General features: G+C 42.1%; 13 protein-coding genes. 1 reads left to right on the top strand and 12 read right to left on the bottom strand.

Annotated features, from left to right (window positions below):
- Window positions 1-34 precede the first annotated feature (34 nt).
- Window positions 35-2,599 (bottom strand): WG repeat-containing protein, encoded by a 2,565-nt coding sequence (locus B5Y40_RS29020; protein ID WP_079690396.1) that lies wholly within the window; start codon window positions 2,597-2,599, stop codon window positions 35-37.
- A 160-nt stretch (window positions 2,600-2,759) separates the two neighbouring features.
- Here B5Y40_RS29020 and B5Y40_RS29015 point away from each other — a divergent pair, with 160 nt between their 5' ends.
- Window positions 2,760-4,205, top strand: coding sequence for a hypothetical protein (locus B5Y40_RS29015; RefSeq protein WP_079690395.1), 1,446 nt, complete (start codon window positions 2,760-2,762; stop codon window positions 4,203-4,205).
- 85 nt (window positions 4,206-4,290) lie between these two features.
- Here the strand turns inward: B5Y40_RS29015 and B5Y40_RS29010 are convergent, their stop codons facing one another.
- The 11 genes from B5Y40_RS29010 to B5Y40_RS28960 form a co-directional block, all read right to left on the bottom strand.
- The gene (locus B5Y40_RS29010; RefSeq protein WP_079690394.1) at window positions 4,291-4,698 is read right to left on the bottom strand and encodes a response regulator; all 408 of its coding nucleotides are present in this window, start codon (window positions 4,696-4,698) and stop codon (window positions 4,291-4,293) included.
- A 53-nt stretch (window positions 4,699-4,751) separates the two neighbouring features.
- Window positions 4,752-6,293 carry an L-piperidine-6-carboxylate dehydrogenase gene (gene amaB / locus B5Y40_RS29005; protein ID WP_079690393.1) on the bottom strand — a complete coding sequence of 514 codons (1,542 nt, stop codon included), beginning with the start codon at window positions 6,291-6,293 and terminating at the stop codon, window positions 4,752-4,754.
- Window positions 6,294-6,446: 153 nt separating this feature from the next.
- On the bottom strand, window positions 6,447-7,880 hold the full coding sequence (locus tag B5Y40_RS29000) for a trypsin-like peptidase domain-containing protein (protein WP_079690392.1): 1,434 nt from the start codon (window positions 7,878-7,880) through the stop codon (window positions 6,447-6,449).
- A 281-nt stretch (window positions 7,881-8,161) separates the two neighbouring features.
- Entirely contained in the window at window positions 8,162-8,602 is a 441-nt protein-coding gene (locus B5Y40_RS28995) for an Hsp20/alpha crystallin family protein (RefSeq protein WP_079690391.1), read from the bottom strand.
- Window positions 8,603-8,766: 164 nt separating this feature from the next.
- Window positions 8,767-9,201, bottom strand: coding sequence for a YHS domain-containing (seleno)protein (locus B5Y40_RS28990; protein ID WP_394333201.1), 435 nt, complete (start codon window positions 9,199-9,201; stop codon window positions 8,767-8,769).
- 369 nt (window positions 9,202-9,570) lie between these two features.
- Entirely contained in the window at window positions 9,571-10,248 is a 678-nt protein-coding gene (locus B5Y40_RS28985) for an SGNH/GDSL hydrolase family protein (protein WP_079690390.1), read from the bottom strand.
- A 125-nt stretch (window positions 10,249-10,373) separates the two neighbouring features.
- A complete protein-coding gene (gene msrB / locus B5Y40_RS28980; protein ID WP_079690389.1) occupies window positions 10,374-10,817 on the bottom strand; it encodes a peptide-methionine (R)-S-oxide reductase MsrB in 444 nt (147 codons plus the stop codon).
- Between the two features lie 227 nt (window positions 10,818-11,044).
- Window positions 11,045-11,467, bottom strand: coding sequence for a hypothetical protein (locus B5Y40_RS28975; RefSeq protein ID WP_079690388.1), 423 nt, complete (start codon window positions 11,465-11,467; stop codon window positions 11,045-11,047).
- A 12-nt stretch (window positions 11,468-11,479) separates the two neighbouring features.
- On the bottom strand, window positions 11,480-12,916 hold the full coding sequence (locus B5Y40_RS28970; protein ID WP_079690464.1) for a SusD/RagB family nutrient-binding outer membrane lipoprotein: 1,437 nt from the start codon (window positions 12,914-12,916) through the stop codon (window positions 11,480-11,482).
- A gap of 10 nt (window positions 12,917-12,926) precedes the next feature.
- Window positions 12,927-16,433 carry a SusC/RagA family TonB-linked outer membrane protein gene (locus tag B5Y40_RS28965; RefSeq protein WP_245840877.1) on the bottom strand — a complete coding sequence of 1,169 codons (3,507 nt, stop codon included), beginning with the start codon at window positions 16,431-16,433 and terminating at the stop codon, window positions 12,927-12,929.
- A gap of 199 nt (window positions 16,434-16,632) precedes the next feature.
- Window positions 16,633-17,634, bottom strand: a complete 1,002-nt coding sequence (locus B5Y40_RS28960; protein ID WP_079690387.1) for a FecR family protein — start codon at window positions 17,632-17,634, stop codon at window positions 16,633-16,635.
- Window positions 17,635-17,713 lie beyond the last annotated feature (79 nt).

Here is a 17,713-nt window from a genome sequence, read left to right as displayed (position 1 = left end):
AAGGGGTATACAAAAAAAGGGTATACGGTATAAACTAATGATTAGCGCAATAGATCTTTTCGTAATCATCTTGCTCGTAAATTTCCTTGCGTAACATTTTACCTTCGCTGCTGTAGTAGATCACAACAAAAATAGAAGCCTCCTCCACATGCTTCTCAGTGAAATACATGGGCCGCTCTGCCGAGCCTACATTTACAATATCACTAAAGTTTAACGGGATCACCATACCACGTTTACTATGAATCACACCATAGCTATTGTCTTGCTGGATGATCGCGAGTTTGTCATCTGCCTTGTCTAAAATAAACTTGATACTTCTAATTTTATCAAGCTCCGTTTTTTTTGTTTTCAGATTGTAAAGCTGCCACTGAAAATTTTTCTTTACCCAAGCGAGCGTATCATTCCAGGGTTGTATTTCGATGAACTCAAATTCACTTAAAGGTTTGTTGTCCCAACCTATAAAACCATACGCGCCAGTCTTAAGTGCTATGAGCACGGAACGATTATAAAGCGAAAGATTTTTGCTATACTCTGGCTTGATCAGTTTTTTCTGATGTACATCAAATAGTCCGAATTTTTTTGCTTTTAATAAGGAGACCGTGCCTTCACTCAGTGTACCGATAGCATTATACTCGGTAGTAAGCAGCACTTTACCATCTGAAGAAACGAGGCCTTTTTTATCCTTGCGTGTAACAATAAATATATCTTTACCTGCATGCTGAATCCGATCATAAAGCACAGCAAAAAGTTTTTGTCCTGAATGATTGAACAATGTTTTCTTATCGCCTTGCTCGAGCAGAAAGAAAGATGAAGAATCCTGTGCCGGTATAAATTCAATTTTAGCGGGTTGCTTTACTTTCAATAAAGGCTTCGCGGATGCGCTGCCATGCACAAACAAACTATCATTTCGCGTGCCTATAGCAAAAGTCCCTACGAAGGAAATGGAATCATAGGTGGCTGTAGCCAATAGATTATACAACGGTCTGAACAGGCGCCACGTGGCTGAAGACTTTGCTGCAACCCAAGGTTTACTGATAAGTATAGTATCATACGAATCGGTTGTATTTCCTGCGTGATTAAAAAAAGCTGATTGAGAATTGGCAAACGCTACTCCACCAAAAAAAGAAGATGACAGCGTTTGTTCTTTGAAGGGAACGACAACATCAAGATGCTGATCGAAGATGCCTTCAAATTTTCCGGCCCGTGCCCACACTTTTCCATTGGGCCAAGATTTTACCTCCTCAAAAGTATCTTTCAGTTTAAACGTCTGGCCATCCGCAATGGCGGATATGGCATCCGTTGTGGCCAACCAAAAATTTTTATCACGTTGAAAAATAATTACGTCTCCGGCAAACGAAATATTATCCCATTCGGAAGCAATCAGTAGTCTTCCTGCAAGAGTCCGTATTGACCAGTGCTCATCATTTTTTATAGCTAAAAGTTTTCCATTCAGAACTTTTGCATCCTGTACACAAAGCTCTCCAGGATTGAAACCGATTTTGTGAATCACTTTCGTGCAATGTTGATTTTCGATCAGCAGAAATCCCGATCCTAAATCATCGACCGAAGCAACTTCACCTTTATATACCAGCGTGCCTTTGCGACTTACTATTTTACCCGGCAACACCAAAACATCCTCATCGATGTTGCCACATTTATATTCTGCATTCAGATCTGCAGCCTCCGCAGAAATTATTTCATTTCCCTCAGAGTCCATAAATCCAAAAAAATTCTTCTCCAGAAAAGGAACAAGATATCGTCTGGGTGAGGGATCATCGTTGGTCAGCGAATCATTTTGTATAGCACCATACAACGGTCGGGCTTGTTGTTCGTCTGCCTGCAAGTAATATAGCAGTCCATGTGCTTGCGAGTAAAAATTACTTTGAGGATATCGCTGCAAATACTCTTTAAAACTTTCAATAGTACCGGGTGCTGTTGAAATCTCGAAAATATTTCGCTCTGCTTCTTTCCTATAGGTTGTCTGCGGATAGTCTTTCAGAAATGCTTCATAACTCGCCAACCGTTTGTCACGCGTCTTATCTTCAAATAATAATTTTTCATATAGCGACTTTGCATCTTCAAGTTCGCGCGCTTCCGGATATCGGATGATGAAAGAAGAAAATGCCTGATATGTATTCATCGTCACGGCGTCAGCAAATGCAGCTTTACTTCGAAGTTCAATTGCCTGTGAGCGTTGCTTAGCGGCAGGAAATTTTTCTATAAAATTGGTATAGGCGGTTTCTGAATTCGATTGTTGTGTGCGGTTAAAGGCTGCACTATCAATCTGTTCAAGCAGACGTATGATAATCATACTGTCTAGTGGAAAACGTTTTATTTTCTCACGTTGCTTCGCCGACAGCTTGCTATAATCGCGAAGTGAAGCCTCCGTATAGTAGTGTGCGGAGTCCAAATGAAAATCCGGGTTGCCCGGAGAAAAAAAATAGCGAGCCATAACATACTGACCTGTAGTATTTATGCTGTCTTTAGTCAGAATTTTTCTTAGTTGTTCATGTGCCCGCGCCCATTTCTGCTTTGCAAGGTTGCTCAATGCATTTCGCTCTTGCGAGATCTGTGCTTTGAGGTATCCTGATAACAGCATGACAACGCATAGTATGGTAAGTTTCCTGATCAATGTGCTAATGTGCTTCGACTCTGGGTAAAACTACAAACCTTCAACGTAAGATTTATTCGTGACAAAGCTTGTCAATATTGGAACATGTAATAAATTTTGTAAATTTTCAGGATGTTAACTGTCCGACATGGCCAAACTTAAGAATATTATCAAGCAATTATCAGAGAAGGACTTTAAAGCAATTCATGATTCGCTCATTGAAAGTAATGCTGAAAAATCCGCGTACCTGCTGAAGTCACTCCGTGAACGACAACTTTCAGACAACAAGATTATGTCGGAGTTGGAGGTAAACGCTAATGCGTATTATACTTTACGCTCACGACTAAATTTGAAGATCGAAGAATATCTGATGGGGCAACTGGAGAGTCCTCGTACAGATGTACTTCGTAAAGTAGCCAACATTACCGAAGTTCTCTTCACTAAAAAGAAAGCGATCTCGGTTGCTACTCTTAAAAAGTTAGAGAAAGAACTTCTCGACTATGATCTTGCCAACGAGCTGACTGTCATTTACAAATCTCTCAAGAAGCTCAACATCAATTCACCAGATTACTTTCAATACTCGCAATTGTATAACCGACATGTTGCCTATATGCTGGCGGTTGACAAAGCAGAAGATCTGTTAGCCGACTATTTTAAAAAGTATGGTGACTATATGTTGAATGGTGGTGATGTTGAAAAGCTCGGCCTTGGCCTCTTGATGAAAGAGATGCAGAATGTTGCCAAGCTCTACGAGTCTCACCGCTTGTACGTTTATCAGAGTTGCATGTATATCTTCCACCGCTTGTTTGTTGAAGTGGATGATAACATGAACCAGGAAGGCGAATCGATCGAAGATATTTTTGACAAAGTTCAGAAGATCTTTGAGAGCTACCACCTCGACTCTATTTATTATCACATCAACCTGGTGTTCGAATTTTTGAAACTCGAATACTATAATCACTACAAAGTATATCGCCAGGCTGAAAAATATTACGAAGAAGTAAACGATGCGTGTGCTAACCTGATGGTGAACTACTCCACGTATACGTTCCCTTCGCAGTTCCTGCTTTCAAAGCTTGATCGCCACTTGCGTACCAACACAGAAGCTGAACTCTATTCTGAAAATGAAAGTATATTCATTGACTACGAAGTAGATACAATGGATATTCCCAAGCATATTGTTTACACAGTATATCGCGCGCTGTCGTCTTACTATATCGGTAAGTTCGAAGAATCGGCACGATTGATCAATGGATTATTGAACGATGTGAGCTTGAAGAAGTATCCGTATGCTCAGCTGGAAATCAAATCTTTACTCGCACTGCAGTATACGCTGATGCGTGATGTTGAACTTTTCAATCAGCTATCGAACAGTATTCAACGTCAGATCCGTTTATTCGGAAAAGACAGCTGCGAGAATATTCAACTCTTTTTAAAGATCCTGAAAATTTCTACGAGTGAGGCGAAGAAAGAAAAAGCCAAGAAGATCACGGCTGTTATTCCAAGACTTAACTCGTTGACAGTTTCTTACTTCGCTCCTACCAAGCTTGTAAAACTGGACGACCGATTTGTAAACTTGCTGACGGAGTTATAAGACAGAAAATATATTCAAGACAAAAGCCCTTTCCGAGATCTCGGAAAGGGCTTTGCTTTTTTGGTGGAATTAAAATATTTGCAAGCTATACCTCAAGCTTCACTATGCTTTCATGTGAAAGCGGCTTGTTCAGGTATAGTTTTACGTTGTCGTATTTTTTTGAGCGATTGAAATCCTGCGGGTTGATAGACGATGTCAGCATTACAATCTTGCACTTCTTCTTTGCCGTGTTCGAAAGTTTCTCGAATTCATCCAGGAATTGGAAGCCATCCATCAGCGGCATATCGATATCGAGGAAAATCACATCTGGCAAAACCTGATCCGCTACATCGAGTTTCTCCATGTTTTTTAAAAACTCAATGGCACTTTTCGCACCGGTATGCGTGTAAATATTTTCAGTTACAGAAGCCGCTTCAATCATCTTCTGATTAATGAGGTTGTCTATCTCATTATCATCAATGAGCATGACGGTACGATATTTTTTTCCTGCCATAATTTTTTAATGCTTTATAAAAATAAGGTATTGATCCTTATTTGCAAAAGGCTCTAAATATCAAATTTGATTCCTTGTGCCAATGGAAGGCTATTTCCGAAATTGATTGTGTTCGTTTGCCTGCGCATGTACACTTTCCAGGCGTCAGAGCCGGACTCTCTTCCTCCACCAGTTTCTTTCTCTCCACCAAATGCTCCACCAATTTCAGCGCCTGATGTTCCGATGTTTACATTCGCAATACCGCAATCAGAACCTTCATTGGACAGGAATCGCTCCATATCATACATACTTGATGTAATTATAGCTGACGACAGACCTTGCTTTACACCATTCTGTAACTCGATGGCTTCCTCTAATGTTTTGTATTTGATGAGATAAAGTATCGGAGCAAAAGTTTCCTGCTGCACAATATCAAGATCATTGCTTACTTCTGCTACTGCTGGTTTTACATAGCAGCCCGATTCATATCCTTTTCCACTAAGGACGCCTCCTTTAATCACAAAAGTACCGCCTTCTTTTTTAATTTTCTTCAATGCATCTTCATAAGACTTCACAGCTTGCTTGTCGATAAGCGGACCAACATGATTTTGTGTATCCAGCGGATTACCGATGTTGAGTTGCGCGTATGCTTTCGACAGACGTTCCTTCACTTCATTATATACACTTTCGTGGATGATCAACCTGCGTGTAGTTGTACAACGTTGTCCTGCAGTACCTACAGCTCCGAAGAGTGAACCACGAATCGCTATATCCAGATTTGCATTTTCCGTTACGATGATGGCGTTGTTACCTCCGAGCTCAAGCAACGCTCTGCCAAGACGCCCGCTCACTGCACTCGCTACTGCTTTACCCATACGCGTAGAACCGGTAGCCGATACCAATGGAATATTTTCATTCTGTGCGAGCCACTGTCCAACGGTATAATCTCCATTTACCAAACCTGAAACACCTTCAGGCACTTCATTCTTTTCGAACACGCGCTGTACTATAAGTTGGCAGGCTACACTGCACAATGGTGTTTTTTCTGAAGGCTTCCAGATACAAACATCACCGCATACCCAGGCAAGCATAGAGTTCCATGACCATACAGCCACCGGAAAATTGAAAGCAGAAATAATTCCTACGGTTCCAATAGGATGCCATTGCTCATACATGCGATGATTAGGACGTTCCGAGTGCATGGTAAGTCCATGAAGCTGACGGGAAAGTCCTACCGCGAAATCGCAGATGTCAATCATCTCTTGTACTTCGCCTAAACCTTCCTGGTATGATTTACCCATCTCGTACGAGACAAGTTTACCCAATGGTTCTTTATACTCGCGCAGCGCTTCTCCGATCTGCCGCACGACTTCACCACGTTTCGGTGCTGGCCATTTACGCCATTCACGAAATGCTATTTGCGATTGCTCTACTACTTTGTTAAATGATTTTTCATCGGTGGTATATACCGAGCCAATGAGTTTGCCATCCGCAGGAGAATATGATTCTATGGATTCACCGGATGCCTTATACCATTTCTTTCCTGTAGAAGTACCCGGATTGTTTTTCTTTAAACCAAGTGTATCGAGTGCTTCTTTGATGCCGAAGTTTTTCATCTGTTAATGATTAATTGTGTTGACAGATGGAATGCCCTGCCATCGTATTTTTTTAAGATCATAGTAGTACAAGTGCTTGGGCATTTCATGTGGTTAATGAGATGAGCGCACAAAGCTAAAAAACTAAATTGAAAATGACTTACATCGTTTTTGCTACCATTCCATGCCGTATGTTCCTTTTTCACCACCAGGATAAAACCCTTCGATGAGGATACCACCTTTTTTGAAATCGAGAATGCGATTGAGATCCTCCACGTTGTCCACCGGAACCTTATCTATATAGGCAATGATAAAATTATCTTTGATGCCGGCTTCTTTCCATTTACCAGCACTAACATTTTTTACGCGAACGCCACCTTCCAATTGAAGGGTTGTTAATTCCTTGTAGGGAACATCTTCAACTGTAAGACCTGTGAGTTCATAAAGTACTTCCTTCTTGGCTACTTCCAGGCTACCATTATTATTCTTGAGTTTGGCTTTCACTTCACTGCGTTCGCCATGGCGCAAATAGATTACGTTTATTTCTTTACCTGGTCTGTTGCGCGCTACCCACTCCTGTAACTCGGAAACGGAATTAACGGCATGACCATCTATACCTATAATAACATCTCCTGTAAGAATACCACTTTGCTCTGCAGCACTTCCTTCGTTAACACGATTTACCAGCACACCCTGGTTTACTTTCAGGTCAAAGTCTTCGGCTACATTTGCATTTACATCTGTGATTACAATTCCTAACAGTCCACGTTGTACTTGTCCGAATTCTAGCAGATCGTCCATCACCTTTTTTACAAGACTCACCGGAATTGCAAATGAATATCCCTGGTAACTTCCGGAAGAAGTAGCAATGGCAGTGTTCACACCAATCAATTCTCCTTTGAGATTTACCAATGCACCTCCGCTGTTACCCGGATTTACTGCGGCATCCGTTTGTATAAAAGATTCTACCTGAAGATTATTACGATCACGAAGTATACCAATGTTACGCGCTTTGGCACTTACTATACCTGCTGTAACAGTAGAGTTAAGATCAAATGGATTTCCCACGGCCAATACCCATTCGCCCGGAGTGATGGCATCTGAATTTCCATATTTTATAAACGGAAGATGATTGCCGCGAATTTTTAACAAGGCAAGGTCTGTGGTTGGATCTGCACCGATAAGCTTAGCATAGTAGCGCTGATTGTTGTTCATCACAATCTCGATGCTACTCGCATCTTCGATCACGTGATTGTTCGTAACAATATAGCCATCATCTGAAATAATTACACCTGAACCTGATGACCTTACCGGAGATTCAAAACGTTGCTGAAGCGGGTTGATACTAAAGTCGCCAGGACCATACGATGTCTGAATATGTACAACTGAAGACGTTACCTTCTTGGCAGTTGCCAGAAAATCCAATTCCTTCGGAACACGATACGCTGTATCGGATGAGTATCCTGCCAACACAAGTTGTTGTCTTCCTTCTATAGATTGATACGAGGCGTTTGAAAAATCAAGAAACCGGATCGTAAAAATTGAACCGATAATGCCTCCTGCACATGCAGCAAAAACAACAATAAGTATCAGAATAGATCTTTTCATAACCCAACAATTTTTAATTCAACAGATATTCTCCCCGGAAAGTTGGCGGCTTACAGAAAGTTAATATTTTCTTTTCGGATCACAGAGGTCTGTGGATCAAAGATGATCCTATTTTCTATTGATAAAGTATGGGAACGATGAAACGTTTAAAAAAATGTATCAACGTGACAACAACACTAAACTTCACAATGAGATACACCTACGATTTATATACCTATAATAAAAAATGACTCCCGGGAAGCCGGGAGTCATAACCACCTAATCTAACCTCAACCCTAATCTTAATTAACCTTGATGGTTGTCTTTAAAGTTTTCTTCTCATCCTTCGGTACATTGATTTCCAGTATACCGTTTTCATATTTCGCTGTGATGTTGCTTGAATCAACATTTTCAGGCAATGTGAACGAACGGCTGAAAGTACCATATTGTGTTTCTATTGAATGGAAGTTATTTTCTTTTTTCTCTTTTGTGAACTTGCGCTCACCACTGATGGTCAACAAGCTGTCATTCAAATCCAGTTTGAAATCTTCTTTTTTCATACCTGGAACCGCCACATGAATTTCGAAAGCTTTCTCAGCTTCAATGATGTCTACACGTGGTACAAAACTGTAGGCAGAACCACCCGAACGACTTACCGATTCGTTGAAGAAACGATCGATCAGATTGCTGAACGATGTAGGTACAAAATCATTCAGTGCGGAGTTATAACGTACGATGCTCATAGTATTTTAATTTTTAGTTGTTTTAAAATCTTTGATAAGCCTATCTGTAAAAAATGTACCGATCCATTTTTTCGGCAAAACCAAGCCATATTGACTTGTTTTTGAAGTAAAAACGACAAAACAAAGACAAAATGTCTTTGTTTTAAATGAAAACTTGTCTCGGATCACTGATTCTCAAGCTTCTTCCAATGTTCATCTGCTTTCAGTATTAGCTTCTCGCGTTGCGGATTCCATTGCTTTTGCACATCGCTGTTATAGTTGAGGTAAAGCTTTCCATCAACAATCGTCCATGCATCGGGTTGCGTGTTGGCTTTGTAGCCATTCGATGTTCCATAAGCACAATAACCTCCGTACTGAGGAGCGTATTGCTGCGGCTTTGCTTTGAACAGATCGAGATTTTTTTGTGATGCGAAGTACCAGGTAGCATCGTTCCACTGAAAGGTATATTTAGCGTTACCTCTCACCGGCTTTGCTTCTGTAAAGTAGGCTACGGGATCGTATCCGTGAATAGCACCTTCATTGGTGGTGAATACTTTCTGCGCCAGCGACATCTGGCTTACCAGCAAGAACAAAGAAAACAAAATTGATTTCATATACATATTCATGATCGTTTAGGAAAGAAAGATGCTTATTACGAGTGACCTGGAATGTCGGCCAACCGTCATTGACATAAATTCTCACAAGCTTTTTTAATGATACAGACCGCCAAATGTGAAATCTTTTATAAGTTTATTTATGCCGCTCTGAGCACACAACTTTATATTCATCCGTGCCAAATCTTCGAGACAGCTATACCTATGGAGAAGGTATATAAAGAAGCGTCTTTATGTTTGAAGAATTCAATTTCACAGACTCGTTTTTAAACACTCATCTTTTTAAAGTATATACTAAAAAAAATTACCGTAGAGTCCAATAATATATCGAACGCTACGGTAACTTAAATAAATGTAAAATTGAATAGCCGTTTACTATCGGATAGCAGTAATGGCCTTCCACATCTGTTCGGCAACAAATTGATTTCCCTTCTCATTGAGGTGAACGCGATCGGAAGTAAGTATACCGGATTCCTTATTCTCTTTGTTGTACTGCTTGTTATACTCCAAAAATGCAGTACGCAGGTCTACCAATGGAAGCGCATTCTTTTTAGCAATGCCACGAATGATATTGCTATATAGATTCAGGTCGCCATCGAGCTCGTTACTCGAATCTGTTCGCTCTCCGATTACAGCCGGTGTACAGATAATAACTTTAGCACCCTGTGCCTGGATTTTTTTAATCAGCGCATTATAGAAGCCTTCAAACTTGTTGGCGTCTGTGCCGGTACCATACGTACGCTTATGCCACACATCGTTTACGCCAATATATAGTATCACTACATCAGGCTTTTTACTCAACACATCATCCTCTAAACGTAAATACAAATCATATACTTTGTTACCACCAATACCTGCACCTATAAAATCATACTGCGCAGCAGTGCCATCTTTAGCAGCCAACTCGCTGATGCGTGTGATATAGCCGCCAGGTTTTACACCAGCTTCGGTAATGGAATCACCAAAAAATATAACTTTCTTTTTTTGAACAGGCATAAACGAAGTCAACGTAAAAAATGCCAGCATGATCATAAAGGTTGTAGTCTGTTTCATGTTCGTGGGTGTTATAGACCTAAATATACATGAATACAAATTAAAGGAACGACCGTTTAAAAAAGCAAAGACATCAAAATACAATCTATACTTTGATGTCTTTGCAGAATTACAAAAAGTGAATGTTACCCTTCTACCAGTTTTATAGAAGCAGAGTTTATACAAAAACGCAGGCCGCTAGGCGGAGGTCCATCCGGAAATACGTGGCCCAGATGTCCATCACATACATTGCACATAACTTCGACACGATGCATGCCATGGCTGCGATCACTTTCATACTTGATCACGTTGTCTTTCACAGATTCTGTAAAACTTGGCCAGCCTGTACCCGACTCAAACTTCTGGCGCGAGTCGAACAAGGGAGTGCCACAGCACCGGCAAGCATATAGTCCCGGGTCGTGTGCCTCACAATATTCCCCGGAAAATGCAAACTCGGTACCCTTTTGCCGGGTGATCCTGAATTCTTCGGCTGTTAACTCCTTCTTCCATTCTTCATTGGTTTTCTCTACCCGTCTGTCGGGAGTAAGGTTGCCTTTCGTGGCATAATTTAAAACGTCAGACCAATTCATACTGTATAGATTTATGCGGATGGTGGTAGCTCCCTGCTACCCGATGTGTAAAAATATATCCTGCCATAATTTTACAGGATATATTCCCATTAGTAACATATTTTTCAGGAATTAGTTTATCCTGACCAATTTATACCTGCGCCATACTATAACTGAAGATAAACAAAAAAGGCCTGGCAAGAAATTCTCACCAGGCCAGCCTTACCAAAACCAAATTAATCCTACGGCTATTTTACAGTGACAGTAGTTCGTATTACCTGGGGATACTCTTTTTGTGAAGTAATCACCATATCGAATACTATAGCAGTACCGGCTGCTGCCGATACGCTATATTGAACTTCGTGCGTAATCTTCTTTTCTTTTGCTGCGCTACTCTCGTCGAAAGATTGTACATCTATATACGCTTCAGAACCTACCTTGGCTTTCAGCACTACGGATTTAACCGGATCATCGGAAGGATTTACAAATGAAACGGTGGTCGTTATCGTCTCTGATACAACCGGTTTAGTATTGGACACCGTTATACTGGCAACGGTAGAGGTAGACGTCCCTTTCATTTCATAATCGGGGACAATCTCATTATCATCGCACGACATGAACGCAACCAGCAAGATTAAGATGCTTAGATTTTTTAAACTATATATTTTCATACTGCAATGCTTTTAATTTTGAACATCCCACCACATCCTGTCTAACTGCGTAACCGGAGGAACATTGGCAACGTTTCGTCCCGTTTCAGAATCGGGATATACCAGGCGCCTTGCAAAATTACCATTCAGATCAGGATTGAGATTTGCAGGAACGGTCATGTCCTTATATTGAAAGTTATACCGTCTTGCATCCGTCCACGCTTCAGGGTGCAGGAACATCGCTATATACTTTTCCTTCATAATCAAGTCGATGGATATATTGTCGCTGCCTACGCTAACGGACTCATCATTTATATAATCATCACGGTCTTCGTCTGCAACGCCTACCATATCCATGTGTGCCTCTATACCTTCCAGGTACGCCTGGTAGGCACGCGGCTTGTTGTCGGCAGCCAACGCAGCTTCCGCTTCTATAAATTTCAACTCGGCATAGGTAATGATCAGCATTGGAGATGTATCACTGGCATAATATGTTCCCCGCTCCAGTACAGAACGTTCGCCACTCACGTCAGCTCCGCCTCTTCCTGCTCCGTTGGGTACCCCTACAAATGTACCTTCATCGGTATCTCCAAACATAAAACCCATGCGTGGATCTGTCACACCATAACTTGTGCCGTCCATGGCTTGCACAAGTTGCTCTGAAATCCATCCATCCAGAATGAGAGACTCCTGATTACGGGCTACAGAGGCCCAGGGATTAAACTCAGTATCAAAATATACTATATCTGCATTATCAGCATTGCTTGAAAAGGAATTGTCCACAGCAGCCAGTACTTCTTCCGGATCATAACCCGGTGTTTTGCTCAAATGCAGCAAGGTGCGCGCCTTCAACGCATATCCCATCTTTATCCATGCCGAAACCTGTGCTGCTTCATCGGGTCTGTCGCCATATATAAAATCCTGTGCGCCCAGCGCGTACGTTGACTCTGCTTTACTTAATTCAGCTATACCATCCGAGATCAACGTAAGAATTACAGGGTATAGATCGCTATCTTCATCATACGCGGGTGTAACGGTTTCAGCAAAAAGCGCTTCGGTATAGGGCACATCTCCCCAGGCATCCACGATCAATTGAAGATGCATAGCTTTCAATAATTTCGCTGCCCCGGTATAATGCGATGCTCCGGATTCTATCGCCTGCTTTTCCATATCTGCAATGTCGCCCAGTGTATGGTATAATAAGAACCAGGCATTGTCATAAGCAACAGGCTCTTGTATATCCGTTGATCCGGAAGGATTCGGTGAGGCCAGGTACTGCACATAATACGAGGTTATCCCTCCTATGGCCTGTATATTTTCACCGGTAGCAAAAGAAGCGGTCGCCATCAGAGAACTCAGCGGTACAGTGGTGGGTTCATTGGGATTATCATTGACATCCAGGTAATCGGAACACCCTGCTATACCAATCGTTGAAAGAATTATGAATATATACTTTGTTATTTTTCTCATACCCATCGCATTAAAGTGTAAGATTCAAAGAGAACACAGTCGTAGCGACACCCGGATAATCAAGTCCTGAAAAACCAGTAACATTTGTACCAGCACCTCCACTAAAGGATTCAGGATCGTATCCGCTCCACGGTGTCCAAAGAATTATATTGTTTACACTGGCTGAAAACGTGACAGCCTGGAACGGTGACTTCGTTAAAATTTTAGCAGGCAGGCTATAGGACAAACTCGCACTGCGAAGCTTTACAAAAGATGCATCCTGTACAAAAGGCTCTGATAATCTTCGTAGTGTATTCCGGTAGAAGCCATCACCATAGCTAACGCCATCAGGTCCTATACCTTGTCCCATCCAAACTGCTTTGGTATTCTTCGTGCCATCTGCTAAATATCCATCGAACACAACAACATCGTTTCGGTTGGAAGTATACTCTTCTTTACCAAACGCAGTGAGGAAATTACCATATTGATTATACTGATCTATATCCCATCGTACATCCAGTACCACAGCGAGATTGAAACCTTTATACCTGAAATTATTACGAAGGCCAGCAAGCCACTTCGGTTGCGCATTGCCCACCACTAACTGCGATGTATTGCGTACCGGAAATCCATCGGCTCCGATCAACAACGGCTTATCGCGATCAAGATACTCAAGTCCTTCAGGTGTACCCTCTGCTCCATAGTAGCGTTGAAAACTTGTTCCATATAAGTTACCATACGGAGCACCTTCCGTCAACGCCATCGTCACTGTACTTCCGGAATAACCGAATTGTGTTCCAATGGTAAAGCCACCTTCAAAACCTTCTGCGAGATCGATCACTTTGTTTCTGTTGCGCGTAAAGTTCAGCGTAACATCCCACGAAAAATCGGTTGTGCGTACGGGTGTTCCGGTCAACGTCAATTCTATACCTCTGTTTTCAATCTCGCCTGCATTGGCAACAAAGCGCGTATAGCCTGTAGTGTTGGATACAGGAACACTAAAGATCTGGTCGCGACTGTTTGCTTTATACCATGTAAACTCAAAGCCGACTCGTTTATCCAGGAACTTCATCTCTGCACCAACTTCAACGTTCGTGGTTCGTTCAGGCTTCAACGTTTCACTTCCTTTTACCTGGCTGCGTGTAAAACCTACTTGTCCATTTAGCGGAAAGCCTTCTGTTTTAGAGTACGTGGTAGAAGTGAGGTATGGATCTGTATCTTTTCCAACTTCACCAAATGATCCTCTGATCTTTCCATAACTTACGAGAGCCGGAAGTTGAAGCGCATCACTAAATACAAAGCTTACGTTTACAGAAGGATAAAAGAAAGAGTTGTTGCCCTTCGGTAATGTTGAAGTCCAATCGTTTCTGCCGGTTACGTTCAGGTATAGATAATCTTTATAGTTCAACACTAAATCACCATATACCCCGATGAGGCGTCTCTGCCTGATCTCTTGCTCTGTCAATACTTCCGTTACGTTGTTAAACTGGTAGTACTCCGGTATCACAAAATTATTACCGGTGTTGATCAACTTGTTCTTGTCTTCCTGGAACAACTCCTGCCCTACGCGAACCGTTGCTTTCAAGTCCGGTATAATTTGCTTATTGATCTCTGCAAAGAAGTTTGAATTAAGAATACGATTTGTAATTCGCGTATGCTCTATATACCCGGTTGTACTCAGTGGCGTTTCCCCTTCTATACCTTTTGGACCGGGGAGTATTTCTTCTCTGAAATCAGAATAGAAATCGGAACCAACCCGATAATTTAAACTGATCCATGAAGCTGGCTTATACGAGAAGAAGAGATTACCCAGCGTTCTGTCCACATCATCTTCGTATGTCCAGAATTTGGCAGCATATATAGGGTTATCCGAGAGTCCTATATACTTCTGCGTTCCATCTTCGTTGATATAGTCAGTTGCATCGCTGGATGTAGGATAGTACATCAACGTTTCTCCAAAGCGATCTCCGGGAACACGGTCTCCTCCTGAATTCGAATACGTAAAAGATCCGGTAACGGTAAATTTATTTTTAAAATTCAGCGTGCCCGAAAGCTTGGCAGAAGTTCTGTCCCATGAGCTGGAAGGTATAACACCAGTTTGTTTTGTATTGGAGACTGAAGTATAAAATGTTGCAAACTCATTTCCACCCGATACACTCAAATAATTATCGAACGACTTACCAGTCTCCATTACATTTCTATAATTATCATAGTATTTATAGGTTGGATCTTGTGATGTCGCAGACTGAAAGGGGGCACCCCATGCAGGGAAAACGCTGGTGCGATCAGCAACACCATACCAGCCTTGACCATATTCTGTTTGAAAATCAGGATAGCGGTTTACCTTTTGAAAGCCGAAAGAACTATTGAGATCAATGCGCACAGCTCCGGCCTTGCCTCTCTTCGTGGTGATCACGATTGCTCCTGCTGCTGCACGTACCCCATACAACGCAGTGGCTGCTGCTCCCTTGAGTATATTTACAGATTCTATATCGTTCGGATTTATATCGGCTGCGCGATTACTCAAACCGCGTGACGTATTCGGAGACTCATCCGTACTGTTGTCCATCGGTATACCATCGATAACAAAAAGTGGTTGATTGTTTCCGGATGTATTCAGCGAAGTTAAACCACGGATAACAATGCGGGCACTCGTACCCGGTGCACCACCGGCATTGGTGATCTGAACACCGGATACCTGGCCTTGCAAGGCGCTGACGACATTGGGCTGACGTGTTTGAATCAAATTCTCTCCTTTTACCGCTTGTGCAGAAAAACCAACAGATCTTTTTTCCTGCTCTATACCAAAGGATGTAACCACTACCTCGGTGAGTTGCGTGACATCGGTTTGCAACGATACGTCTACCGTACTTCTTCCTTCGACTGCCACTTCCGTAGATTTATACCCTATAAACGAGAATACCAGTATAGCATCGCTTCCGGTTGTCGATAAGGAATAATTACCCTGCACATCGGTCACCGTTCCGGTTTGTGTTCCTTTAATCAATACGCTTACACCCGGTAACGGGCTTCCATCTTCAGCAGATGTTGCTTTGCCTGTAACACTTTGTTGTATAGGTGCACCGCTTTCACTTGCCAGCTCGCTTTGGACCGCTATATCTTCTTTGCGCTCAATCAAAATGTTATTATTGATCTGACGAAATGTAAGAGACTTGTTTGCGAGTAAAAGATCGAGTGTCTCCGATACGCTGCGTGTACCCTCGGGTAATGAAAGATGATCGGCCGATTTAATTTCCTTGTTCCGGTATACAAAACGGAACGGAGTTTTGAGTTCAATTTTTTTAAGCGCAGACACCAACGTTTCATCGTTGAGTTCCAGTGTAACCTGCGTGGTCTCCGCGCCTTGCCCTTTGCCTGGCGTGGCCAGAAGCATCGTGAGACACGTAAGTGAAAAAGCCATCAGAAGCAAACTAATGCGCATAAGCTGACGAATAAATGGTTGATGGATCAGCCATGCAAGGTTTGCCGTATGGATAAAACACGGCCTCCCTTCTGCATGAGACACAGAAAAATTCATATTTTTGATATGTTTTAAGTGATTGAGGAATTATTTAAAACACACCTGCTGCCGATGCCAGTCGTGCAACAGGAGCTTTCTGAAGAAGCTCCCTGCCCTTGGCGGGGAGTCTTCGGGATGCTTCAGGTCTCAGCGTATAGTCTTTTCATAGGTTTGGGTTTTGGTCTATCCGTTTAGGTAATCTATATATCTTGATATATCAGCATCCGGCTCCTCCCTGTATAAGAATGTTGCCTGCTGCATCACGGGTAAAATGCGAACCGTTGAATTCACAGATCACCGTTAGTATCTGGTTCAGGTCTTCACCGCGCACAAACGTTGCTGTAAAGCGGCAAGCCTTAATCGCTTCATTATCAAAAGCTATCGCTATATGAAAGCGTTGCTCCAACGCCAGGGCTACATCTGCGAGGGTGTTGTCATCAAAGAAAATATCGTTGTCAGACCACGCTATGGCTACACGACTATCCACCTGTTGTTGCTGTGACTTTTGCTGAAGTTTATCGAATTTTATCTGCTGATCTGGTGTGATGATACCGATCACTTTCTTTTCATCGCTCACTTTTACTTTACCACGTGTTACCGTTACCGTTATATCATTTGCCTGCGGATATGCTTTAATATTAAAGGCTGTACCCAGCACCGTTGTACTCAAATTACCTGTATGTACAATGAAGGGTTGAGAGAGATCATGGATGATATCAAAATATCCTTCGCCCGTAAGTGTAACTTCACGGTTGAGCTTGCCTTTAAAAGATTCCGGAAATTGAAGTGTACTGCCCGCATTAAGCACTACTATACTTCCATCAGGAAGCTTGATAATCTGGTGCTCTGCCGGAGCAGAAGACTGTGCGGCAAGAGCCTTCGTATCCTCCGGACGTAATATATAGTACCCTATAACTGCACTGCATACCATCAGCGTCAGCATCGCTGCTACCTTACTCCAGGCAGGAAAAACAAACCTTCTGCTGTCCAAAGTTTTTTGTTCACCAGCACTCCAGATCTCTTCCAACATTTTTTCAGTCCGCATCAGCGGAATTCCCTCTTCTTGCGGAACTGTATTCCAGAGATTTTTCATAAGATCTTTTACCTGGACTTCATAGTCAGGCTGACTGATCAACAGCAAAAATTCATTTCGCTCATCCTCCGTACAGGTCTGATTTATATAACGGTGAAAAAGATAGGTCAAACGGGCACTGTCCATAGCATGCTGGTTTATAGTATGACAATTGAAAGAGCGGAAAGGAGTAGTGCCGGTGAAAATATTTTTTTTTACGAACGGA

This window comes from Ohtaekwangia koreensis, assembly GCF_900167975.1.
GTDB lineage: Bacteria > Bacteroidota > Bacteroidia > Cytophagales > Cyclobacteriaceae > Ohtaekwangia > Ohtaekwangia koreensis.
This window is presented reverse-complemented; position numbering and strand designations above follow the sequence as displayed.